The following is a 22,029-nucleotide window of genomic DNA, read 5'->3' as shown; positions in this document are numbered from 1 at the left end:
ACGTGCTGGAGACCGCGCTGACCGCCGACTTCGGCCTGGTCCGCGCCGCCGTCGGCGACCGGCACGGCAACCTGGTGTTCCACGAGTCGGCGCGCAACTTCAACCCGCTGGCCGGCATGGCCGCCCGGATCTGCATCGCCGAGGTCGAGACCCTGGTCGAGCCCGGCGAGATCCGCCCCGAGGACGTGCACCTGCCCGGGGTGTTCGTCGACCGGGTGGTGCGCGCCCGCCCGGACGACAAGAAGATCGAGAAGCTCACCACCCGCCCCCGCCCCGCCGCCGGCGCCGCGCCGGCCGCCGCCGGGGACGAGGCCGTGCAGGAAGGCAACTGACCCGATGGCCCTGACCCGCGACGAGCTCGCCGCCCGCGTCGCCGCCGAGCTCGAGGACGGCCAGTACGTCAACCTCGGCATCGGCATGCCCACCCTGGTGCCCAACCACGTGCCCGAGACCGTGCACGTGGTGCTGCACTCGGAGAACGGCATCCTCGGCGTGGGCCCCTACCCCTTCGCCGGCGAGGAGGACCCGGACCTGATCAACGCCGGCAAGGAGACCGTCACCATCCTGCCCGGCGCGTCCTTCTTCGACTCCGCCACCTCCTTCGCGATGATCCGCGGCCGCCACCTCGACGTCGCGGTGCTCGGCGCGATGCAGGTCAACCCGCGCGGAGACCTGGCCAACTGGCTCATCCCGGGCAAGATGGTCAACGGCATGGGCGGCGCGATGGACCTCGTCCACGGCGCCCGCCGGGTGATCATCATGATGGAGCACACCGCCCGCGACGGCTCCCCCAAGCTGGTCGCCGAGTGCACCCTGCCGCTGACCGGCAAGGCCTGCGTGGACCGGATCATCACCGACCTGGCCGTCATCGACATCACCGGCGCCGGGTTCACCCTGCGCGAGACCGCCCCCGGCGTGACCGCCGACCAGGTCGCCCAGGCCACCGGCGCCCCACTCACCCTCGCCGACGACCTCACCGAGATGACCCTCCCCGCCACCGTCTGAGGTCCGACCGGCAGGAACGAGGCCGCGTGACGTTCTCGGTCGTCGCCCGCGACCCGGCGACCGGGGAGCTGGGCATCGCCGTCTCGTCGTGCATCCTGGCGGTCGGCCGGGCGGTGCCCGCCGTGCGGCCGGGCGTCGGCGTCGTCGCCGTCCAGGCACGCAGCCGGCGCGGCCTCGGACCGGCGCTCCTGGCCGGGCTGGAGCGCGGCGAGAGCCCGGACGGGCTCGTCCGGGCCGCCGCCCACGCCGCCGAGGACGTCGACCGGCAGATCGCCGTCCTGGACGCGTCCGGGGCGGTGGCCGCCGACACCGGGCGCGGCTCGTTCCCCGTCAGCGGCCACCTCGTCGGCGACCAGTGCAGCGTGCAGGGCAACATGCTCGCCTCCCCCGAGGTGCTGCCGGCGATGGCGCAGGCGTTCGCCGCTGCGCGCGGCGACCTGCCCGACCGGCTGCTCGCCGCGCTGACCGCCGGGCAGGACGCCGGCGGGGACCTGCGCGGCCGGCAGTCCGCGGCGCTGCTCGTGGTCAGCGGCGACCCCGCCACCGACGAGGACGACGGCGTGCGGATGGACCTGCGCGTCGACGACTCCGGCGACCCGGTGGCGCAGCTGCGCATGCTGCGCAACCTGCAGCGGGCCTACGACGAGCGCGACTACGAGCACCTGGCGCTGTTCGCGCCCGAGGGCGCCCGCGACCTCTACGCCGCGCTGGCCGCCTCGCAGCGCGGCGACCGGGACGGCGCCCGGGCCGCACTGGAGGCGATGCGGGCCCGGCCGGGCTGGTCGGCCTGGCTGGCCGCGATGGCCGGCGACGCCCGCCTCTCGGGGGTGTCCCGGCTGCTGGAGTGACCGGCGGTCAGGCGGTTGGGCTCGTCAGAGGGTGTCCGGCCGCAGCCGGGCCAGGGCCGCGGGGTCGACCTCGCGGTCGTGCAGGGGCAGCACCAGCTCGGTGACGACGTCGGTCAGCTCGGCCACCCGCAGGTGCAGCCGGCGCTCCTGGTGCAGGCCGTCCCGCAGCCGGGCGACCTCCGCGGCCAGCCCGCCGTCGCGCGCGTCGGGCGGGCCGTCGATGCGCTCCTCGGTCCGGGCCGCGCGCTGCTCGAGGTCGTCGAGCCGCCGCACCGCCTCCGCCAGCTGCTCGCGCAGCTCGGTGTTCTCCCGGCGGAGCCGCTCGTCCTCCTCGCGCAGGCGGGCGAACTCCTCCTGGAGCCCGCGCAGCTGCCCCTCGAGCTCCAGGCCGGCCGGGGCGAGGACCCGGCGGACGACGCGCGCCGGGCCGGCGAGGGCCGAGCGGCGCGGGGCGGGGTCGGGGATGGTCATCGGGTCCTCCGTCGGAACGTCGTCCGCCACGACTCGACCAGCCGCTCCTCCGGGGCGCCGAACCAGGTCATCGGCTCGACGACCCGGACGGCCTCGTCGAGGACCAGCCCGTGCCGGCCGGCTTCCTCGACGACCTGCTCCAGGGTCAGGTGGCGGTGGGGGGCGATCCCCGGGTAGCCGCGGTCGGCGACCAGGTCGAAGCGCGCGGCGCCGCCGCGGCGCAGCAGCACGCCGCACAGCCGGAACACGTGGTCGCGGCCGCGGTCCTCGAGCGCGTTGAGCAGCCGCCGGCCGAACACGGTCCACGGGCCGGGCGTGGCCGTGCACTCGGCGGCGAGCCGCAGCACGGCGCGCAGGTCGAGCAGGTTGACCACGTCGGCGGTGACGGCCAGGTCGTCGCGGCCGGCCAGCGCCTGGCGCAGGACGGCGACCGCGTGCCGGGAGAAGTCGACCGCGTGCACCGTCCGGCCGGCCGCACCGAGGGCGAGCGCGTCGCCGCCCAGGCCGCAGCCGAGCTCCAGCAGCCGCTCCCCCCGTGGCGTCCGGTCGTCCACCCAGCGGGCGAACGCGGTGGCCCGAGGAGCCGGGTGGGGGGCGACGGGGGCGAGGAGGACCTCGTCCTCCCACGGCTCGCGCTCGACGTTGTAGTCGGCGAACCAGCCGTAGAAGCGGTCGGCCGTCGCCGGGGGGATGTCGAAGGTGAAACCTGGGTCGGGGGTGCGCCAGCCGGGCCCGTAGATGGTCTCCAGCATGAACTCGGGGTCCGCGGGTGCCGGCTCGGGGCGCCCCTCGACCTGCACGGTCCCCGGCGGGAGCAGGCGCTCCTCCCCGGCGTCCGTGCCGATCCCGAAGTGCTGGTACCACCGGCCCTCCAGCCGGAAGCCGGTGAACACGTCGACGTAGTGGTCCTCCACGCCCTCGTGCTCGACGAGGACCTGCAGGTGGCCGGCGGAGAGCCGGACGACCGGGAACCCCGCCGCCCGCAGCGCGCGGCCCAGCGCGAAGGACTCCAGGACGACGTCGGCCGGGTGCACCGCCCGGCTCAGGTAGGCGAGGTCGGCGTCGTCGTCGTGCGGGAGCAGCCGGCCGCCCTCCCGGACCGGGCCCAGCAGCGTCCCGCCGGTGACGTAGACCCGGGGCCCGAGGTGCTCGGTGAGGACGTCGCGGATGCGGTCCATCGAGTCGAGCATCCGCCCGACCAGGCCGAGGTCGGCGTCGGCGAGCGCGTGCCCGAGCCGGCCCCACTTGTTGACCACCAGCGGCCGGCCGTGGCGGTCGGCCAGGTGCACCGGCCCGGAACCCCCGCCCAGGTCGACCGTCGCCTCGGGGCCGTCGGTCCCGCCGCTCGGCGTCAGCCGGATCCGCGCCCGCCCGCGCAGCCAGGGCACCAGCGCGGCCGGCCACTCCTGGAAGCGCAGCGACTCCGGCGCGGGGCCCTCGGGCCGCAGCTCCGGCGGGACCGGCGTCGTCCCGGGGCGGAACGACCAGATCCGCCGTCCGTCGAGGTCGACGTCGACGGCGCCGTCCCCGGTCGCGGGGTCGGCGCCGTCGACCTCGTAGACGAGGCCGGAGTCCGTGGGCCAGACCGAGAGGATGCGTCGCATGACTCAGGGCGCTGCCGGCGCGGGGCGCCGGGCTCAGGCCGCCCAGGCCCCGATCGCCACGATCGCCACCCAGACGACACCGAGCACCAGCAGCCCGCGGTCGCCGAGCACGATCTCCTCCGGTGCACCGGCGCTGCCGCGGTCGACGTCGACGGCGTAGCGCAGCAGTGCCAGCACGAACGGCGCGATGGACAGCGTCTGCCAGGGGAAGCCGTGGGCGGCCTCGACCATCTCGAAGGCCCACAGGCTGTACGCGGTGCAGGTCACGCCCGCCGAGAGGCTCCAGACGAAGCGCAGGTAGCTCGGCGAGTACGACCGCAGGGAGCGCCGGGTCTCCCCGGCGTCGCCCAGCGCCTCGGCCTCGGCGTACCGCTTCCCGGCCACCATGAACAGCGCACCGAAGGCGGCCACGAGCAGGAACCACTGGGACAGCGCGATGCCCGCCGCCGCGCCCCCGGCGACGCCCCGCAGCAGGAACCCGGAGGCCACCGCGGCGAGGTCGATGACCGGCTGGTCCTTGAGCCAGAACGAGTAGGCCAGCGAGATCGCGACGTAGGCGCCCAGGACCCCGGCCAGCGCCGGCCGGGTCAGCAGCAGCGCGCCGGTCAGCGACCCGGCGAGCAACGCGACGCCCGCGACCAGCGCGACCGGCACCGGGACGGTGCCGGCGGCCACCGGCCGGGATCGCTTGCGCGGGTGCCGCCGGTCCTCGGCCACGTCCCGGACGTCGTTGACCAGGTAGACCCCGCCCGCGGCCAGGCAGAACAGGGCGAAGGCCAGCACCGTGGGGCCCAGCACGTCGGCGTCGAGGACCTGTCCGGAGGCCAGCGGGGCGGCGAAGACCAGCACGTTCTTGACCCACTGCCGCGGGCGCACGGCCCGCACCAGCCCGCCGGCGACGGTGACCGGGGTGCGCCGCGGCGCGGCGCCCGGGACCGGCAGGGCGACGGCCGGCAACTCCGGCTGCACGGCGGTGTTCGCCTCGAAGCGCACGTGGGCGGCGCGCGTGGCGGCCGTGCCGTCGGTCTCCACCCGGCCTCCTCCCTCGTGCGGTCCTGCGGTCGTCCGTATCAGTGCACCCTCTCAGCCGGGGGCAAACAACCCCAGGTCGCGCCCGTGTCGCTAGACCGGTGGCCCGGCCCACCCCGCTCGGGTCACGCGGGTGCTCACCAGGTCGTAGCCGTCGGTCGGGTACGGGACGACGAACCGGAAGACCTGCAGGTCGCGCACGTTCGGCGCCGAGGGCATGAACGCGGCCAGCTCGGTGCTGCCCGACGTCCGCTGCACCGGGGCGAACAGCCCGCCCCGCGGCACCGTCCAGGTGCTCTCGGTGATGCCGTAGCCGGTGACGCCGTTGCGCCAGACGACCCCGTACTCCGGCGGCTCGGTGATCCCGTGGCGGATCACCGGGAGGTGCTGGCACGGGAAGAGGAAGGAGACCTGCCACGCCACGGCGACGGTCGCGTCCGCCGGCAGGTAGTCGCGCAGCGGCACCAGCGGCAGGACCGACGGCCCGGTGAAGGCCAGCCAGCCACCCGGCCCGCCACTGGCGTCCTGCGCCACCAGCCGCAGCGCCGTCGCGCCGTCCGCCCGGGCCGCCGCCACGTCGAGGGGGAAGGTGCGCCACACCGGTGAGCCGACGGCGTCGGTCAGCTCCTGGGTCCGCACGACCCGCGGCTCGCCTGCCCCGCCGTCGGCGGCGAACTGCACCTCCAGCCGGTTGCCGCCGTCCAGCCGGCCCGCGGCGAGCACGGCGAGGACGTCGTCGCCCTCCACCGCCGGCAGGTCGAACCACGGGGTGGTCGTGCTGCCGGTGAGGTCCTCGGACCCGCCCCCGCCCGGCAGGCTCCCCCAGGTCTCCGTCGCGGCGCCGGTCCCCGGCTCGGCCGGGGGGACGCCGGGCGCGAACCACCCGCCGCCGCGGACGAACGGTGCGCCCGGCTCCGGCGTCGGTGTGCGGGCCGGCACGGGGCGGGCCGCGGAGACGTCGAAGACGCGCAGCGCGTCGGCGGCCCCGCAGTCCTCGGCGAGCGGGTCGGTCAGCGCGTCGGCCCACGGGGAGTACCCGTCCAGCGTCCGGACCGTCGCCAGCCCGAAGCTGCCGACCAGGTAGCCCAGCGAGGTCCCCAGGAACAGCAGGACCAGCAGCGGCGCGGCCAGCGTCCAGGCCGGCCCGCGGCCGCCCCGCCGGCGCAGGTGGCGGCGGGCGAGGAGCACCAGGACGACCGCGACGGCGCCCCACAGCAGCGGGTTGTCGAAGCGGAGCGGCCCCACGTGCGGGGCCTCCTGGGGGTTGGGCAGCCCGGGCAGCCACGAGTAGGCGTACTCGTTCTGCCCGTGCAGGGCCAGCGCGGCCGCGACCGCCAGCGAGCCGAGGGCGACCACCGGCAGCGCCGGCCCGGCCCTCCGCCCGCCGGTGAGCTGCCGCACCAGCACGGGCAGGGCGACGAGGAACAGCGCGAGGAACGCGGGGCCGAGTCCGGCCAGCGCGCCGAAGTGGTGGGTCCACTTGCTGGGCGTCAGCCAGAGCAGCAGGAACGCCGCGGTCAGCGAGCCGCCGGCCAGGGTGAGCAGGGCCGGCAGCCGGTCCCCGCGCCCCCGCGCGGCCGCCGCGGCCAGCCAGAACCAGGCCAGCAGCACGATGCCGACGAGGACCGCGGCCCGGCGGCCGTAGGCGCCCATCGGGTTGCTGGCGAGCAGGAAGCCGTAGCGCTGGTACTCACCGGTCCAGTCGTCCTGCGCCTGGATGGACAGGAAGACCGCCTGGCCGCGGAGGAAGTCGTGGAGCGTGCCGTCGGCGAAGGCGGCGGCACTCGCGAGGGCGCCAGGGGCCACGACCAGCGCGGTGCGGGTGAGCCGCTCGCGCCACGGCTGCCCGCCGGCCACCAGCGGGACCAGCCGCGGCAGGGCGGCGACCAGCGGCGCCAGCGCCACGAAACCGGTCGGGTGGACCACGACCGCCATGGCCGCCACGCCGACCCCCAGCGCGAGCGGCAGCAGCCGGCCGGTGCGCAGGGCCGCGGCCACCGCCGTCATCGTCGCCAGCGCGAGCAGGCCGACCACCGCCTCCGGCCGGACCCCCATGCCGTAGGGCAGCCACCAGGCCAGGAAGGTCGCCGCGAGGACGACGACGACGGCCAGCCGCGCGGCGCGCCGGCCCGCCCACTCGTCCGGCAGGCCGCCCGGGCGGGTGACGAACCGGCGCAGCAGCACCCACGTGCCCAGGCCGACCAGCAGCGCCGGCACCCGCAGCAGGACGGGGCTGGTGCCGACCTGCTGCCACCAGCCGAGCAGCCGGTAGAACCAGGTGAACGGCGTGAACGACTGGTTGAGGATCTGGTAGTAGTTCCCGACGAACCCCTCCGCCGAGGCGTTGCGGGCCATCGCCGCGTAGTAGCCGTCGTCGTCCGACAGCGGCGCGATGAACCACCACAGCAGCAGCGTGCCGACGACCAGCACGTCCACGACGCGGGCCGGCCACCCCGGGGAGGGCCCCCGGTCGACCGGGGCGGGCCGCGGCAGGCCCCGCTCGCGCCGCCACAGCGCGACCAGCGCCCCCGCGGCCGAGAGCAGCAGCACGGCCACCAGCACGCCCTTGACCGCGGTCGGCGTGGTGTTGAACTGGTCGTCGACGGTCACCTGCACGCGCAGGTCGTCGTCGGTGGGCAGCCGCGTCACGCTGGTGGCCAGCACGTCGACGTCGGGCAGCGTGTCGGGCCCGTCGGCGACGGGGACCGAGGCGAGCCGGACGCCGTCCCGCGTGACCGACAGGCCGGCCCGCGAGGCCTCGACGCCATACGCGCAGTCCCCGCCGCGGACCGGCTCGGCCAGCAGCTCCTGACCGCGGGCCAGGACGCGCAGCGTGCCGTCCCGGGCGGTGACGAGCAGGCCGTCGGTCTGCGCGGCGGGGTGGCCGGGGACGAGGGTCGAGACGACGACGCCCTCGGGGGTGGCCGCCGCGGCGGCGACCGCCGCGCAGCTGAACCGGACGTCGAGGGCCAGCGGCTCCTGGTTGGTGAGCTCGAGCATCGTGGCGGCGGGCCGCTGCGGGTCCTGCGGCCAGCTCACCGTGGGGACGCTCATCTCCACGGGGGCGAGCGGCAGCGCGACCGCGCAGAGCACCGCGAGCAGCGCCAGCAGCAGCGGCACCGGCCCGCGCAGCCGCCGGGCCGGGCGGGGCGCGGGCTCCTCCCCGGGGACGGCGCCGGCTCGGTCGAGGTCGACCACGTCCACCGGCCATCCTCCTGGGGTTCCTCGGGGGCAGACGATCAGTAGACACCCTGCCGTCCGCGCGGCGGGGTGCGGGCACCGCGCGGGCGGCCCGGCCCCGATACCGTCCTGGGCGTGACTGCGCAGGAGACCCGGCCCCGACCGGCCGGGCCGGCGCGCTGACCGCCGGCCGGAGCGGGACGCCGGCCGCCGCGCCCGGACGCAGGCGCCTGCTGCCCTCGCTCAGCTGGATGGCGGCCTGCCTGGCGGTGTCCGGGGTGCTCACCTACGGCTACCTGGCGCTGCCGGCCCGGGCCCTGCCGGCCGCGGAGTACGCGGACTTCGGCGCCTACTGGTCCCTGGCCCTCGTCGTCGGCTTCGGGGTGTTCCTCCCGCTGGAGGTGGAGCTGACCCGGCTGCTGCACGACCGGCCGCCGGCGGGTGCGCTGCCCCGCGGGACGCTGCCCGCCGCCGCGCTGCTGACCGGGCTGAGCGCCGCCGTCCTGCTGGCCGGCTGGCCGCTGCTGTCCCCGGCGCTGGGCGGCCGGGTGGGGCTGCTGCTGGCCCTGCTCGCCGTGTGCGCCGTCTCGGCCGGGCAGTTCGTGCTGCGCGGGCTGCTCATGGCCCGCGGCGCCGCCGGCCGGTACGGCGCGGTCCTGGTGGCCGACGGCGCGCTGCGGGTCGCCGGCGCGGCGACGGTGGCCGCCCTGGCCGACCCGCCCTCGGTCGAGGCCTTCGGCTGGACCCTGGTGGCCGCGCTGGCGCTGGCGCACCTCCCGCTGCTGGCCCGGTTGCTCTCGACCGGCCGGCGCGCGGCCGGCACCGCGGCGCCGCGCCCGCGGCTGGCTCTGGCCGACCTCGGGCACCTGGTGGTCGGGGCGCTGTGCGCCCAGGCGCTGCTCAACGCGGCGCCGGTGCTCGTGACCGGGGCGGCCGAGCCCGACGAGCGGGCCGTCGCGGCGGCGTTCGTCGCCGCCTTCACCCTGGTGCGGCTCCCCCTGTTCGTCGTCGTCCCGCTGCAGAGCGCGCTCATCCGGCCGCTGGCCGCCGTCGGCGCGTCCGGCGACCGCGGCCGGCTGCGGCGGCTGCTGCTCGGCTGGGCCGGGCTGGTCGCCGCCGGGGCCGGCGTCGCCGCCGTCGCCGGGGCTCTGGCCGGCCCGCCGGTGGTCGCCCTGCTGTTCGGTCCCCGCTACGTGCTGCCCGGCGCGGACGTCGCCGTCCTGGCCGCCGGCAGCGTCGTCCACCTCGGGCTGCTGGTCACCAGCCAGGCGCTCGTGGCCGGCGGCCGCCACCGGGACAGCGCGATCGGGTGGGCGGTGGGCCTGGTGGCGGCGGCCGTGCTCTTCTGGGTGGTGCCGGACCTCGTGGCCCGCGCGGCGCTGGCGTTCGCAGGGGGCTCGGCGGCCGCCCTGGCCTGGACCGGTTCGGTCCTGTTCCGCTCGGCGGGGGCCGGCGGGGACGGCACGTTCGACCGACGGGAGGACCTCCGGTGACCGACCGGCTCGACGTGCTGATCGCGCTGGACTACTACACGCCCTACGTCAGCGGCCTCACCAACGTCGCCCGCGACGTCGCCGAGGGCCTGGTGGAGCGCGGTCACCGGGTCCGGGTGGTCGCCAGCCGGCACGACCGGCGGCTGCCGGCCCGGGAGGTGCGCAACGGCGTCGAGGTCGAGCGGACCCCGGTGCTGGCGCGGCTGGGCAAGGGCGTGGTCAGCCCCGACCTGGTGCGGCGGGTGCGCGCCGCGGCCCGGACGGCGTCGGTGACCAACCTCCACCTCCCCATGCCCGAGGCCGCGCTGCTGGCCGGGCTCGGCTCGCCCCTCGTCGCCACCTACCACTGCGACGTCAGCCTGCCGCCGGGCCCGCTCAACCGCGTCCAGACCTGGGGCGTGGACCTGGCCAGCCGGCAGACGCTGCGCCGCAGCGACCGGGTCGTCGTCTCCAGCGAGGACTACGCGCGGTCCAGCCGGCTGTGGCCGGCGATGGCCGGCCGGACGGCGGTCGTCCCGCCGCCCTGCCTGGACCGCCCGGCCGGGGTGCCGCGGTTCCGGGACGGCGCCGGCCTGCACGTCGGGTTCCTCGGCCGGATCGTCGAGGAGAAGGGCCTGCAGTACCTGGTGCGGGGCTTCCGCGCGCTCGCCGACCCGGACGCCCGGCTGCTCATCGGCGGGGACTTCACCGACGTGGCCGGCGGCTCGGTCGTCGACGAGGTGCGCGCCGTGGCCGCCGGCGACCCGCGCATCCGGCTGCTCGGCTTCCTGCCCGAGGAGGACATCGCCGACCTCTACGCCTCCATCGACGTGTTCGCGCTGCCGTCGGTCAACGCGTTCGAGGCCTTCGGCATCGTGCAGGTCGAGGCGATGCTGGCCGGGGTCCCGGTACTGGCCAGCGACCTGCCCGGCGTCCGCACGCCGGTGCGGGAGACCGGCTTCGGCGCCGTCGTCCCCCCGCGGGACGCCGCCGCGATCGCGGCGGGGCTGGCCCGGCTGGCCGCGGCCCGGCCCGACCCGGAGCAGGGCCGGGCACGGGCGCGGGAGCGTTACGCCTTGTCGACGGTGCTGGACGCCTACGAGGAGCTGTTCACGTCCGTGGCCGGTCGCTGACGGTCCGCGCAGCAGGCGTCCGCGCAGCCGCACCGGCCCTCGACGCCGGTTCCGATGCGGGCCGGGGCACAGCAGCCCTCGCCGCGCCTGGCCTGGACGCCCGTCCGCTGATCGATCAGGCCGTCGCCCGGACGACGGGCAGGCCGGCGGCCGCCCACTCCGGCAACCCGTCGACCAGTCGCCACGCGGACCGGCCCTGCGCGGTGAGCGCACGGACCGCGGTGTCGGCGTAGGCGCACAGGGGGCCGCGGCAGTAGGCCACGACGGGCTGCCCGTCGGGCAGGTCGCGGAGCCTGGCCGCCAGCTCGTCGGGCGGGACGTTGATCGCGTCGGGCAGGTGGCCGGCGGCGTACTCGGCCGGTGGCCGGACGTCGAGGACGACGACCTCCCCGGCCCGCATCCGGTCGAGCAGCTCCTCGCGCCCGATCGTCGCCAGCTGCGACCGGTCGCCCAGGTAGGCCGCCGCCAGCTCGTCGATGCGGGCGGCGTGCTCGCCGGCGACCTCCCGCATGGTGCGCCACAGTGCGCCGACGGCGTCACCGGCCAGCGAGTAGCGGACCCGCGGGCCGTCCCGCCGGGTGCGGACCAACCCGGCGCGGAGCAGGAACTGCAGGTGCTGGGACGTGTTCGCGACCGTCTGGGAGATCTCTCCGGCGAGTTCCTCGACGCTGCGCTCCCCCTGGGACAGCACGTCGACCAGCTCCGCCCGCCGGCCGTTGCCCAGCGCCTTCCCCACCGACGCGAGCGCGTCGTACAGGGCGCTCTTCGCCTGCCGATCCCCCACGCGACCTCCTCGTTCAAGACATCGCTTGACACCTTACGCGGGCGGGACCATCGTTCAAGCATTCCCTTGAACGGAGGGGGTCATGGCGCCGGAGCTGGTCCCCGTCGTGGACGACGGCCTGGGCAACACGACCTGGATGGTGGGCCTCGGGAACGGCCGCGCGCTGGTCGTCGACGCCAGCCGCGACCTGCGCGCCGTGCACGCGGCGGCCCGGGCGCGCGACTGGAGTGTCGCGTTCGCCGCCGACACGCACCTGCACGCCGACTTCGTCACCGGCGCGGTCGACCTGGCCGCCGGTGGTGCACGGCTGCTCGCCTCCGCGGCGGGCTCCCGGGCCTACACCCACCACGGCCTGAGCGACGGCGACGAGGTGGACCTCGGCGGGCTGACGCTGCGCGCGCTCGGGACCCCCGGGCACACCGGCGAGCACCTCGCCTACCTGCTCGCCGACGGCGACCGCCCCCTCGGGGTGTTCACCGGTGGCTCCCTGCTCGTCGGCGCGGCGGCGCGCACCGACCTGGTCGACCCCGACCGCACCGAGGAGCTGGCCCGGGCCCAGTACGCGTCGCTCCGACGGCTGGCCACCCTGCCCGACGAGGTCCAGGTGTGGCCCACCCACGGCGCCGGCTCGTTCTGCTCGGCCCCGCCCGGTGCGGCGCGCAGCAGCACCATCGGGCGCGAGAAGGCGACCAACCCGCTGCTGGCCACTGCGGACGAGGATGCCTTCGTCGGCCGGCTGCTGGACAGCCTCGGCTCGTTCCCGGCGTACTTCCGGCGGCTGGCCGAGGTCAACCGGCGCGGCCCGGCCCCGCTCACGGCCGACGCCTGCCTCGCCCGCCTGACCGTCCCCCAGGTCCTGGCCGCACGGGCCGCCGGGGCGGAGATCGTCGACGTCCGCCCGCCCGCCACGTACGCCGCCGGGCACGTCCCCGGCTCGTTGGCCATCAGCCTGCGGCCGGTGTTCGCCACCTGGCTGGGCTGGCTGGTCCCCGACCCGGCCACCCCCCTGGTGTTCGTGCGGCGGGCCGAGCAGGACCCCGACGAGGTGGTCTGGCAGGCCCGCAAGGTCGGCTACGACGTCCTCGCCGGCGAGCTGGCCGGTGGCGTCGCCGCCTGGGCCGCAGCCGGGCAGCCGGTCGCCACGGTCCCGCTGCTGCAGCCCGGGCAGGTGGACCCCGCGCGCGTCCTCGACGTCCGGCAGGACCGCGAGTACGCGGGCGGACACCTGCCCTCGGCACGCCACGTCGAACTCGGCGCGCTGCCCGCCGCCGACCTGCCGGCCGGACCGGTGGTCACGATGTGCGGGCACGGCGAGCGCGCGATGACCGCCGCCAGCGTCCTGGAACGGGCCGGGCACCGCGACGTCGCCGTCCTCCTCGCCGGCGCCGAGGAGTGGGCGACGGCCACCGGCGCCGCGCTGGAGGTCACCGCGTGACCTCGGCCGGCGGCTCCGTCGGCGCGCCGTCCGCCGGAGGAGCCCCGGCCCCGCCGATCCGGCTCGGGCTGCGGCAGAACCTGCCCCAGTTCGTGCTGCTCGTCGCCGTCAACGCCCTCGTCGGCGCGACGCTGGGTCAGGAGCGCACGGTCGTGCCCCTGCTCGCCGAGCAGACGTTCGGCGTTCCGGGCTTCGCGTCCGGGCTCGCGTTCATCGCCGCCTTCGGCCTGGTGAAGGCGGCCACGAACTTCCTCGCCGGCACGCTGTCGGACCGGTTCGGCCGCAAGCCGGTGCTCGTGGCCGGCTGGCTGGTCGCCCTGCCGGTGCCCGCGATGCTCATCTGGGGGCCGACCTGGTGGTGGGTCGTGGCGGCGAACGTGCTGCTGGGCGTGAACCAGGGACTGACCTGGTCGACCACGGTGGTCATGAAGATCGACCTGGTCGGTCCCGCCCGCCGCGGCCTGGCGATGGGCCTGAACGAGGCCGCCGGCTACGGCGCGGTCGCCGTCGCCGCACTGGTGACCGGCTGGCTGGCCGCCACCTACGGGCTGCGCCCGGCACCGTTCCTGTTCGGCGCCGCGGTGATCGCGCTGGGCCTCGGCGCCTCCGGGCTGGCCGTGCGCGAGACCCGCGACCACGCCCGGCTCGAGGCCGCCGGGCACGCCGGCGCGCACAACGGCGGGCTGTCCACCCGCCAGGTCGCCGTCCTCACCTCTTTCCGGGAGCGGGCGCTCTCGGCCGCCAGCCAGGCGGGCCTGGTCAACAACCTCAACGACGGCCTCGCCTGGGGACTGTTCCCGCTGCTGTTCGCCGCCTCCGGCCTCTCGGTGGGGCAGATCGGCGTGCTCGCGGCGCTGTACCCGGCCGTGTGGGGCCTCGGCCAACTGGTCACCGGCGCAGCCTCGGACCGGCTGGGCCGCAAGTGGCTCATCGCCACGGGCATGGAGGTCCAGGCGCTCGCGCTGGCCCTGGTCGCCCTCGGCAGCAGCTTCGGCGCCTGGGCGCTGGCCGCGGTGCTGCTGGGCGCGGGCACCGCGATGGTCTACCCCACGCTGCTGGCCGTCGTCGGCGACGTCGCCCACCCGGCCTGGCGGGCCCGCGCGGTCGGCGTCTACCGGCTGTGGCGGGACGGCGGGTTCGCCGTCGGCGCCCTGGTGGCCGGCGTCGTCGCCGACGCGTTCGGCCCAGCGGTCGCGGTCTGGGTGGTCGCCGCGCTCACGGCCGCCTCCGGCGCCGTCGTCGCGGGACGGATGTACGAGACGCACGGGCGTCCCCAGCCCGCCCCGGGACGACGGCGCCCGGACCTCAGCCGCCCGCGGTGACCAGCGCGGCGTACCGCTCCAGGTACAGCAGCCAGCCGTCGTCGGCACCGACGCCGCCGGCCACGGCCTCCCAGCCGGGGCCGTGCCGGTCGAGGTTGCGGTGCTCCAGCTCCACCCGGGTGCGCTCGGGCGTCTCGGCGTGGAACCGGACCTCGACCTCGCTGGCGTTCTCGGGGTCGGACTCGACCCGCCAGGTGGGGCCGATGTCCCAGCTGAACACCACCCGGGCCGGCGGCTCGTAGGCCAGCACCCGGGCCCAGCGGCACTCGCTGCCGTCGGTGGCGCGGTCGTAGATGGCGCCGCCGACCCGCGGCTCGAAGACGGTCTCGGCGATCGGCGCGGCGAGGAGGTTGTGCTCCCGCGGCTTGAAGTCGCCGAAGCGCTCGGTGAACACGGCGAACGCCTGCTCGATCGGGGCGTCGACGACGATCTGCCGACGGACCACCGCGGCCGGTGCCTGGGTCATGGCCTCTCCTCTGCCGGTTGCTCGGGGTTCTCTCCTGGGTCGTGCGGCCGTGCGTCGTGCGGTGGAGCGAGGACGTCGCCGTAGTTGGCCAGCGCGCGGGACCAGAAGGTGTCCAACTGGTCTCGCAGGGCGGCCACCGCCGTGGGGTTGAGCCGGTAGATGCGGCGCGTGCCCACGGGGCGTTCGGTGACCAGGCCGGCGTCCTTGAGGACCTTCAGCGCCTGGGACACCGCGGGACGGCTGATCGGGAGCTCGGCGGCGAGCTCGCCGACCGCGCGCGGCCGTTCGGCCAGGGCGGCGACGATGGCCCGCCGGGTGGGGTCGCCCAGCGCGGACCAGCCGTCCTCGTCTCGGTAAGCGTCCACGAACGGTAAGAGTCCTCTTACCGTTTGATCGCGTCAACCCCTCGGGACGACCCGGGCCGGCGCCCTACTTCAGGAGGCTCCGGGCGATCACCATGCGCTGGATCTGGTTGGTGCCCTCGTAGATCTGGGTGATCTTGGCGTCGCGCATCATCCGCTCGACGGGGAAGTCCAGCGTGTAGCCGGCGCCGCCGAACAGCTGGACGGCGTCGGTGGTCACCTGCATCGCGACGTCGGAGGCGAAGGCCTTGGCGGAGGCCGACACGCGGGTGACGTCGGGACGGCCCTGCTCACCCGCGGCCGCGGCGACGTAGACCAGGTGCCGGGCGGCCTCGATCCTCATCTCCATGTCGGCGAGCATGAACTGCACGCCCTGGAAGCTGCTGATGCTGGCGCCGAACTGCTTGCGGTCCTTGACGTAGGCCACCGCGGCGTCGAGCGCCCCCTGGGCGATGCCGACGGCCTGCGCGCCGATGGTCGGCCGGGTGAAGTCCAGCGTCCGGAGCGCGGTCTTGAAGCCGGTGCCGGGCTCGCCGACGATGCGGTCGGCCGGGATGGTGCAGTCGGTGAAGTACAGCTCGCAGGTCGGCGAGCCCTTGATGCCCATCTTCCGTTCCTTGGGCCCGACGGCGAAGCCCGGGTCGTCCTTGTGCACGACGAACGCGGAGATGCCCTTGGCGCCCTTGTCCGGGTCGGTGACGGCCATGACCGTGTACCAGTCGGAGATCCCGGAGTTGGTGATCCACGCCTTGGTGCCGTTGAGCACCCAGGTGTCGCCCTCGAGCCGGGCGCGGGTCCTCATCGCGGCGGCGTCGGAGCCGGCCTCCCGCTCGGAGAGCCCGTAGCTGATCATCGAGTCGCCCGCCGCGATGGAGGGCAGCACCGCCTGCTTGAGCTCCTCGGACGCCGACAGGAGGATCGGCGTCGAGCCGAGCTTGTTGACGGCGGGGATGAGCGAGGCGCTCGCGTCGACGCGGGCGACCTCCTCGATGACGATGCAGGTGGCGATGGCGTCGGCACCCTCGCCGCCGTAGGCCTCGGGGATGTGCGTGGCGTGGAACCCGGCGGCGGTCAGCGCCTTGCGAGCCTCGACGGGGAACCGCGACTCGGCGTCCACCTCGGCCGCGTGCGGCGCGATCTCGCGCTCCGAGATGTCCCGGACCGCCTCCCGGATCGCCTCGTGCTCCTCGGTCAGCGCGTACAGCCCGCCGGCGTTGTTACCCACGGGTAGATCGTAGGACGGCTCAGGTCGAGCGGAACCGCTCCTGCAGCGCCGCGTCACGGGCCACCACGGCGTCGGCGAGGTCGGACTGGAAGCGCTCCACGGCCGACCGCAGCTCGGCGTCGGCCGCGGCCAGGATGCGCACGGCGAGCAGCCCGGCGTTGCGCCCGCCGCCGATGCTGACCGTGGCCACCGGCACGCCGGCGGGCATCTGCACGATCGACAGCAGGCTGTCCAGCCCGTCGAGCTGGTCCAGCGGGCGGGGGACGCCGATCACCGGCAGCGGCGTGGCCGCCGCGACCATCCCCGGCAGGTGGGCCGCTCCCCCGGCGCCGGCGACGATCACCCGCAGGCCGCGTCCTGCGGCCGACTCGGCGTACTCGAGCATCCGCCGCGGCGTGCGGTGCGCGGAGACCACGTGCGCCTCGTACGGGACGCCGAACTCGGCCAGCGCCGTGGCCGCCGGCTCCATCATCGGCCAGTCGGAGTCACTGCCCATGACGATGCCGACGACCGGGCTGCCGGGGTCCGGGTCCACGCGGGGCTCCTCCAGTGCTCGGTGTCGGGGTTCAGTGCTCGGTGGTGAAGGCGAACGCCGGGTCGACCTCGCCGTCGGCCAGGTAACGAGCGGCGGCGACCGCGCGGGCGCGCACCTCGGCGAGGTCGTCGCCCAGCGCGGTGACGTGGCCGAGCTTGCGGCCGGGGCGCTGCCCCTTGCCGTACCAGTGCAGCTTCACGTCGGGCCAGTGCGCCATCAGGTGGTGCACCCGCTCGTCGATGGCGGGGCCGGACCACCCCTCCTCCGCGGCCTCCCCACCGAGCACGTTGGCCATGACGACGACCGGTGCGGTCATCGCCGTCGCGCCCAGCGGGTAGTCGAGGACGGCGCGCAGGTGCTGCTCGAACTGGCTGGTGCGCGAACCCTCGATCGTCCAGTGGGCGGAGTTGTGCGGCCGCATGGCCAGCTCGTTGACCAGGACGGCGTCCGGGGTCTGGAACAGCTCGACGGCGAGCACGCCCACGACCCCGACCCGGTCGGCGACGCGCACGGCGAGCTCCTGGGCGGCGGTGGTGGTGGCCTCGTCCAGACCGGGCGCGGGGGCGAGCACCTCGGTGTTGATCCCGTCGCGCTGCACGGTCTCCACGACCGGCCAGACCGCGACCTGACCGAACGGCGACCGCGCGACGACGGCGGCCAGCTCGCGGACCAGCGGCACCCGCTCCTCGGCCAGCAGCGTGCCGTGCCGCTCGACGAGCTCGGCGGCCGCGGCGGCGTCGTCCACCACGAACACGCCCTTGCCGTCGTAGCCGCCGCGCGGCGTCTTGACCACCACCGGCCAGCCGTGCCGGTCGCCGAAGGCGGCGATCTCGTCGACGGAGGCGACCTCGGCCCAGGCCGGCTGCGGCTCCCCGGCCGCGGCCAGCGCCCGCCGGAGGACCAGCTTGTCCTGGGCGTGGACCAGCGCCTCCGGGCCCGGCGCGACGCGGTGCCCGGCGTCCCGCAGCGCGTGCAGGTGCTCGGTGGGCACGTGCTCGTGGTCGAAGGTGACCACGGTGGCGCCCTCGGCCACCCCCAGCAGGGCGTCGAGGTCGCGGTGGTCGCCCAGGCGGACGTCGGCGGCGACGAGGGCCGCGGACTCGTCGGGGCCGGTCGACAGCACCCGCAGCGACTGGCCGAGCGCGATCGCGGCCTGGTGCGTCATCCGCGCCAGCTGGCCGCCACCGACCATGGCCACGACGGGGAGTCCGGTGCGGCGGTCCAGCGGCGAGTCGCTCATCACCGGAGAGCCTATGCGGGGGGCCTCGGCGGGAGACGGACCGCCCCGTCCGCACCAGTCGCCACACCCACCACTGGGTTTCGCGGAGGTGGCCGGGAGGCGGCCGGAAGTGACCTAGCATCGGTTGCGTTATGGCCGTAGCAGAAGCCTGGGACCCGGCGTCCCCGACGCGGGAGTGGCCCTCCGTCTCCGTGGTCATGCCGGTCCTGAACGGCGCCAAGACGCTCACCGAGAGCGTCGGCGAGGTGCTGTCGCAGGCGTACGAGGGCGACGTCGAGCTCATCCTCGCGCTGGGCCCCTCGAAGGACCACACCGACTACATCGCGCACCGGCTCGCCGCGTCGGACCCGCGGATCCGCCTGGTGCAGAACCCGACCGGGCGGACCCCGGCGGGCCTGAACGCGGCGCTGCGCGCGGCCAGCCACGACATCGTCGTCCGGGTCGACGCCCACGGGCTGCTCTCCCCCGGTTACCTGGCCCGCGCGGTGGACCTCCTGCTGACCACCGGCGCGGCGAACGTCGGCGGCCTGATGCTCGCCGTCGGTCAGACGTCGTTCGAGCAGGCCGTCGCGCGGGCGTACCGGTCCTGGATCGGCCTGGGCGGCGGCAGCTTCCACGTCGGCGGCGCCGAGGGTCCCGCGGACTCGGTCTACCTCGGCGTGTTCCGGCGGGACGTGCTCGAGCGGCTCGGGGGCTTCGACGAGCACTACCACCGCGCCCAGGACTGGGAGCTCAACCTGCGGATCCGGCGGGCCGGCGAGGTGGTCTGGTTCTCCCCCGACCTGTCGGTCACCTACCGACCCCGGTCCTCCTGGCCCGAGCTGGTCCGGCAGTTCTTCCACACCGGCCGCTGGCGTCGCGAGGTGATCCGCCAGTACCCCGACACGGTCAACCCGCGCTACCTCGCCCCACCGGTCACCACCGCACTGGTCCTCACCGGCGCGGCCGCCGGGCTGGTCGGCCGCCGCACCCGCGTGGCGGCGCTGCGCTGGGGCTGGCTGGCCCCGGTGGCCTACCTCTTCGGCCTGGTGTCGGCGGCCACCGTCGACAGCCGGCACATGAGCCTGGGCGCGCGCGCGTGGTTCCCCGTCGTCCTCGCCACCATCCACCTGAGCTGGGGAGCGGGTTTCCTGGTCGGCCAGCGCCCGTCGCCGACTCTGCAGACGGCACGGACGGCGCGGTGAGCACGGTCGACGACACCCAGGTCACCACCGAGCCCACCCCGGCGCCCCGCCCTGCCCGCCGGACCGGTCCCTGGACGCGGCCGGCCCAGCTGTGGCAGCGGCGCCGGGCGATCCGGCTCCTGGTCGGACGCGACCTCAAGGTCCGGTACGCCGACTCCGCCCTGGGCTACGTCTGGTCGATCCTCGAGCCGCTGCTGCTCGCGGGCATCTACTGGTTCATCTTCACGCAGGTCTTCACCCGGACCGTCGGCGAGACGCCCTACATCGTCTTCCTCCTCGCCGGGCTGCTGCCCTGGACCTGGTTCAACAGCGCCGTCGGCGACACGGCCAAGGCGCTGCGCAGCGAGGCGAAGCTGGTCCGCTCGACCAACGTCCCCCGCGAGATCTGGGTGGTGCGGGTCGTGCTCTCCAAGGGCGTGGAGTTCGTCCTGAGCCTGCCGGTGCTCGCTCTGTTCGCCGTCCTCTACTCGGCGCACGTCAACTGGCGGCTGGTGTTCCTGCCGCTGGCGATCGTGCTGCAGGCGCTGCTGATCCTGGGCATCGGCCTGCTGCTCGCGCCGATGGTGGTCCTCGTGCGCGACCTCGAGCGGCTGGTCCGGATCGCGCTGCGCCTGGGCTTCTACGCGACGCCGGTGATCTACGGGATCTCCGACGTCCCCGAGCCCTTCGACCTGCTCTTCTCGCTCAACCCGCTGGCCGGGATCTTCGAGCTGTGCCGCGCCGGGTTCTTCCCGGGACAGCTGGACTGGGGCGACGTCGGCAAGTCCGTCGTCGCGACCCTGGTCCTGCTCGTCGTCGGGTGGGCCTCCTTCGCCCGCCTGGAGCGCACCGTCCTGAAGGAGATCTGACGCCGTGGTCGACGCACCGGTCATCTCGGTCGCCGACGTGGGCGTGCGGTTCCACCGCGGCCGCCGGCACCGCAGCGTCCGCGACCTGCTCATGGGCAAGCAGGCGGGGGTGCGCCCGGGTGAGTTCTGGGCGCTGGACGGCGTCAGCTTCGACGTGCAGCCCGGGGAGACCATCGGGGTGGTGGGCCGCAACGGGCAGGGCAAGTCGACCCTGCTCAAGCTGGTCGCCGGCGTGCTGCTGCCCGATCGCGGCGCGGTCGACGTCCGGGCCGGCGTGGCTCCCCTGATCGAGATCACCGGCGGCTTCGTCGGCGACCTCAGCGTCCGCGAGAACATCGCGCTGACGGCGGGCCTGCACGGGATGGACAAGGCGGCCATCGCCGAGCACTTCGACCACATCGTCGACTTCGCCGAGATCGACGACTTCCTCGACACGCCCTACAAGCACCTGTCCAGCGGGATGAAGGTGCGGGTGGCCTTCGCGGTGGTCTCGCGGCTGGAGGAGCCGGTCATCCTCGTCGACGAGGTGCTGGCCGTCGGCGACAAGGCGTTCAAGCGCAAGTGCTACGCCCGCATCGACGAGCTCATCGCCGCCGGCCGCACGCTGTTCCTCGTCTCGCACAGCGAGAAGGACCTGCAGCGGTTCTGCCGCCGGGGGATCTACCTGCGCGCCGGCCGCGTCGCCGCCGACGGCCCCATGGACGACGTGCTGGCCGAGTACGCGCGGGAGACGGGGCCGGACGCGTGACCGCGGGCCTCCCCAGCGCGGCTCCACCCCGCCCGCGGCAGGCCTACTGGGACAACCTCCGCTTCGTCGCCATCACGCTGGTCGTGGTCGGCCACGTCGCCGAGCAGCGGATGCCCTCGGACACGATGGCCGCCCTGGTCGTGGTCCTCTACGCGTTCCACATGCCCCTGTTCGCCTTCGTCTGCGGCCGGTTCGCCACGGCCGGTCCGCTGACCCGGGCCACCGCGCGGAAGACGACCAGCCAGCTGGTCGTCCCCTACCTGGTGTTCAGCCTCGCCTGGTTCGTCCTGCGCTGGGTCGTCGAGGGCGACGGCGGCCTGGACCTGGCCAAGCCGTACTGGCACCTGTGGTTCCTCGTGGCCCTGGCGGTGTGGCGGGCCGCGCTGCCCTACCTGGCCGAGCTGCGCCACCCGCTGCTGGTCAGCGTGCTGGTCTCGGTCGGGGCCGGGTACGTGCCGTCGGCCGGCGCGGTGTTCGACAGCGGCCGCATCTTCGCCATGCTGCCGTTCTTCGTCCTCGGGTGGGTCAGCAAGCAGCAGGCCTGGGGTGAGGGCGGCGGCCGGTTCGGCCGGGACGCCCTCGCCTCGCTGACGTCGGCACCGGCCCGGGTGCTCGCCGCGGCGGTCCTGGTCGCCGCGCTGGTCGTCGGCGTCCTCCAGGTCGACACGGTGCGCGAGCTGGACCTGCACGCTTGGGCGCGGATGAGCCTGCCCTACACCGCCACCGGCGAGGCGCAGTGGTGGAGCGGCGGGGTCCGGCTGGTCCAGCTCCTCCTCGCCGTGCTGCTGGGGGGCGCCCTCATGGCACTGGTGCCCCGCGGCCGGTCGGTGCTCACCGGGTGGGGCGGCGCGACGATGTACGTCTACCTCCTGCACCTCGTCCCGATCTACCTCCTGCGCGAGCTGACCGACGCCTTCGAGTGGTTCGACTCCCTCCCGCGGCTCACACTGCTGGTGGCGCTGGCCGTCGCCTGGACGTGTGTGCTGAGCACCCGGGCGGTGCGGCGGTTCTCCCGACCCGTCGTCGAACCGCGCCTGAGCTGGCTCTTCCGGAACGCGCCGGACGAGGCCGCGCGCGTCCCCGCCCCCGATCCCACCCCGGCGACCGGACCCGGACACCGGGTCGACCGCGACTGAAG

The 22,029-nt window shown here is 75.6% G+C and carries 21 protein-coding genes; 11 read left to right on the top strand and 10 right to left on the bottom strand.

The window, feature by feature from the left end:
* The 3 genes from ACI789_RS07025 to ACI789_RS07015 form a co-directional block, all read left to right on the top strand.
* Positions 1–332: CoA-transferase (locus ACI789_RS07025; RefSeq protein ID WP_457007460.1), on the top strand; the 332-nt coding region annotated here is incomplete at its 5' end.
* Positions 333–336: 4 nt separating this feature from the next.
* Complete coding sequence (locus ACI789_RS07020; RefSeq protein ID WP_457007458.1) at positions 337–1,005, top strand: CoA transferase subunit B; 669 nt, start codon at positions 337–339, stop codon at positions 1,003–1,005.
* A gap of 26 nt (positions 1,006–1,031) precedes the next feature.
* Positions 1,032–1,853 carry a DUF1028 domain-containing protein gene (locus ACI789_RS07015; RefSeq protein WP_457007456.1) on the top strand — a complete coding sequence of 274 codons (822 nt, stop codon included), beginning with the start codon at positions 1,032–1,034 and terminating at the stop codon, positions 1,851–1,853.
* 24 nt (positions 1,854–1,877) lie between these two features.
* Here ACI789_RS07015 and ACI789_RS07010 read toward each other — a convergent pair whose 3' ends face one another.
* From ACI789_RS07010 to ACI789_RS06995, 4 genes are all read right to left on the bottom strand, one after another.
* Positions 1,878–2,324 (bottom strand): DUF6752 domain-containing protein, encoded by a 447-nt coding sequence (locus ACI789_RS07010; protein WP_457007454.1) that lies wholly within the window; start codon positions 2,322–2,324, stop codon positions 1,878–1,880.
* The gene (locus tag ACI789_RS07005; RefSeq protein WP_457007452.1) at positions 2,321–3,928 is read right to left on the bottom strand and encodes a hypothetical protein; all 1,608 of its coding nucleotides are present in this window, start codon (positions 3,926–3,928) and stop codon (positions 2,321–2,323) included. The genes ACI789_RS07010 and ACI789_RS07005 overlap by 4 nt, the downstream gene beginning before the upstream one ends.
* 33 nt (positions 3,929–3,961) lie before the next feature.
* On the bottom strand, positions 3,962–4,960 hold the full coding sequence (locus ACI789_RS07000; protein ID WP_457007450.1) for a decaprenyl-phosphate phosphoribosyltransferase: 999 nt from the start codon (positions 4,958–4,960) through the stop codon (positions 3,962–3,964).
* Between the two features lie 90 nt (positions 4,961–5,050).
* The gene (locus ACI789_RS06995; RefSeq protein WP_457007448.1) at positions 5,051–8,161 is read right to left on the bottom strand and encodes an arabinosyltransferase domain-containing protein; all 3,111 of its coding nucleotides are present in this window, start codon (positions 8,159–8,161) and stop codon (positions 5,051–5,053) included.
* A gap of 227 nt (positions 8,162–8,388) precedes the next feature.
* Here ACI789_RS06995 and ACI789_RS06990 point away from each other — a divergent pair, with 227 nt between their 5' ends.
* Together ACI789_RS06990 and ACI789_RS06985 are read left to right on the top strand one after the other, a co-directional pair.
* On the top strand, positions 8,389–9,630 hold the full coding sequence (locus tag ACI789_RS06990; protein ID WP_457007446.1) for a hypothetical protein: 1,242 nt from the start codon (positions 8,389–8,391) through the stop codon (positions 9,628–9,630).
* Entirely contained in the window at positions 9,627–10,742 is a 1,116-nt protein-coding gene (locus ACI789_RS06985; RefSeq protein WP_457007444.1) for a glycosyltransferase family 4 protein, read from the top strand. Before ACI789_RS06990 ends, ACI789_RS06985 begins: the two co-directional genes overlap by 4 nt.
* A gap of 115 nt (positions 10,743–10,857) precedes the next feature.
* On the opposite strand, the gene ACI789_RS06980 is transcribed toward ACI789_RS06985, so the two are convergent.
* Complete coding sequence (locus ACI789_RS06980) at positions 10,858–11,526, bottom strand: ArsR/SmtB family transcription factor (protein ID WP_457007442.1); 669 nt, start codon at positions 11,524–11,526, stop codon at positions 10,858–10,860.
* An 82-nt stretch (positions 11,527–11,608) separates the two neighbouring features.
* Here ACI789_RS06980 and ACI789_RS06975 point away from each other — a divergent pair, with 82 nt between their 5' ends.
* Entirely contained in the window at positions 11,609–12,961 is a 1,353-nt protein-coding gene (locus ACI789_RS06975; RefSeq protein WP_457007440.1) for an MBL fold metallo-hydrolase, read from the top strand.
* Positions 12,958–14,283 (top strand): MFS transporter, encoded by a 1,326-nt coding sequence (locus ACI789_RS06970; RefSeq protein WP_457007438.1) that lies wholly within the window; start codon positions 12,958–12,960, stop codon positions 14,281–14,283. The genes ACI789_RS06975 and ACI789_RS06970 overlap by 4 nt, the downstream gene beginning before the upstream one ends.
* Here ACI789_RS06970 and ACI789_RS06965 read toward each other — a convergent pair.
* From ACI789_RS06965 to ACI789_RS06945, 5 genes are all read right to left on the bottom strand, one after another.
* Positions 14,267–14,749 (bottom strand): SRPBCC family protein, encoded by a 483-nt coding sequence (locus ACI789_RS06965; protein WP_457007436.1) that lies wholly within the window; start codon positions 14,747–14,749, stop codon positions 14,267–14,269. The genes ACI789_RS06970 and ACI789_RS06965 overlap by 17 nt on opposite strands.
* On the bottom strand, positions 14,746–15,114 hold the full coding sequence (locus ACI789_RS06960; protein ID WP_457007434.1) for an ArsR/SmtB family transcription factor: 369 nt from the start codon (positions 15,112–15,114) through the stop codon (positions 14,746–14,748). The genes ACI789_RS06965 and ACI789_RS06960 overlap by 4 nt, the downstream gene beginning before the upstream one ends.
* A gap of 64 nt (positions 15,115–15,178) precedes the next feature.
* Positions 15,179–16,336 carry an acyl-CoA dehydrogenase gene (locus ACI789_RS06955; protein WP_457007432.1) on the bottom strand — a complete coding sequence of 386 codons (1,158 nt, stop codon included), beginning with the start codon at positions 16,334–16,336 and terminating at the stop codon, positions 15,179–15,181.
* 19 nt (positions 16,337–16,355) lie between these two features.
* Positions 16,356–16,871 (bottom strand): 5-(carboxyamino)imidazole ribonucleotide mutase, encoded by a 516-nt coding sequence (gene purE, locus ACI789_RS06950; RefSeq protein ID WP_457007430.1) that lies wholly within the window; start codon positions 16,869–16,871, stop codon positions 16,356–16,358.
* Positions 16,872–16,902: 31 nt separating this feature from the next.
* Positions 16,903–18,111 carry a 5-(carboxyamino)imidazole ribonucleotide synthase gene (locus tag ACI789_RS06945; RefSeq protein ID WP_457007428.1) on the bottom strand — a complete coding sequence of 403 codons (1,209 nt, stop codon included), beginning with the start codon at positions 18,109–18,111 and terminating at the stop codon, positions 16,903–16,905.
* 131 nt (positions 18,112–18,242) lie between these two features.
* Here ACI789_RS06945 and ACI789_RS06940 point away from each other — a divergent pair, with 131 nt between their 5' ends.
* From ACI789_RS06940 to ACI789_RS06925, 4 genes are read left to right on the top strand one after another with little or no spacing between them, the layout of a single operon-like run.
* Positions 18,243–19,295 carry a glycosyltransferase family 2 protein gene (locus ACI789_RS06940; RefSeq protein WP_456920100.1) on the top strand — a complete coding sequence of 351 codons (1,053 nt, stop codon included), beginning with the start codon at positions 18,243–18,245 and terminating at the stop codon, positions 19,293–19,295.
* Positions 19,292–20,143, top strand: a complete 852-nt coding sequence (locus ACI789_RS06935; RefSeq protein ID WP_457007425.1) for an ABC transporter permease — start codon at positions 19,292–19,294, stop codon at positions 20,141–20,143. The genes ACI789_RS06940 and ACI789_RS06935 overlap by 4 nt, the downstream gene beginning before the upstream one ends.
* A 4-nt stretch (positions 20,144–20,147) precedes the next feature.
* On the top strand, positions 20,148–20,891 hold the full coding sequence (locus tag ACI789_RS06930; protein ID WP_456920102.1) for an ABC transporter ATP-binding protein: 744 nt from the start codon (positions 20,148–20,150) through the stop codon (positions 20,889–20,891).
* Entirely contained in the window at positions 20,888–22,027 is a 1,140-nt protein-coding gene (locus tag ACI789_RS06925; protein ID WP_457007423.1) for an acyltransferase family protein, read from the top strand. Before ACI789_RS06930 ends, ACI789_RS06925 begins: the two co-directional genes overlap by 4 nt.
* Positions 22,028–22,029 lie beyond the last annotated feature (2 nt).

The organism is Geodermatophilus sp. SYSU D00965 (assembly GCF_054050075.1).
Note: the sequence above shows the minus strand (reverse complement) of the source record. Positions and strands in the feature narration are given on the sequence as shown.

Coding starts and splice junctions, on each gene's coding strand:
- ACI789_RS07020 (WP_457007458.1), top strand. CDS start 337: ATGGCCCTGACCCGCGACGAGCTCGCCGCCCGCGTCGCCGCCGAGCTC.
- ACI789_RS07010 (WP_457007454.1), bottom strand. CDS start 2,324: ATGACCATCCCCGACCCCGCCCCGCGCCGCTCGGCCCTCGCCGGCCCG.
- ACI789_RS07005 (WP_457007452.1), bottom strand. CDS start 3,928: ATGCGACGCATCCTCTCGGTCTGGCCCACGGACTCCGGCCTCGTCTAC.
- ACI789_RS06990 (WP_457007446.1), top strand. CDS start 8,389: ATGGCGGCCTGCCTGGCGGTGTCCGGGGTGCTCACCTACGGCTACCTG.
- ACI789_RS06975 (WP_457007440.1), top strand. CDS start 11,609: ATGGCGCCGGAGCTGGTCCCCGTCGTGGACGACGGCCTGGGCAACACG.
- ACI789_RS06965 (WP_457007436.1), bottom strand. CDS start 14,749: ATGACCCAGGCACCGGCCGCGGTGGTCCGTCGGCAGATCGTCGTCGAC.
- ACI789_RS06945 (WP_457007428.1), bottom strand. CDS start 18,111: ATGAGCGACTCGCCGCTGGACCGCCGCACCGGACTCCCCGTCGTGGCC.
- ACI789_RS06940 (WP_456920100.1), top strand. CDS start 18,243: ATGGCCGTAGCAGAAGCCTGGGACCCGGCGTCCCCGACGCGGGAGTGG.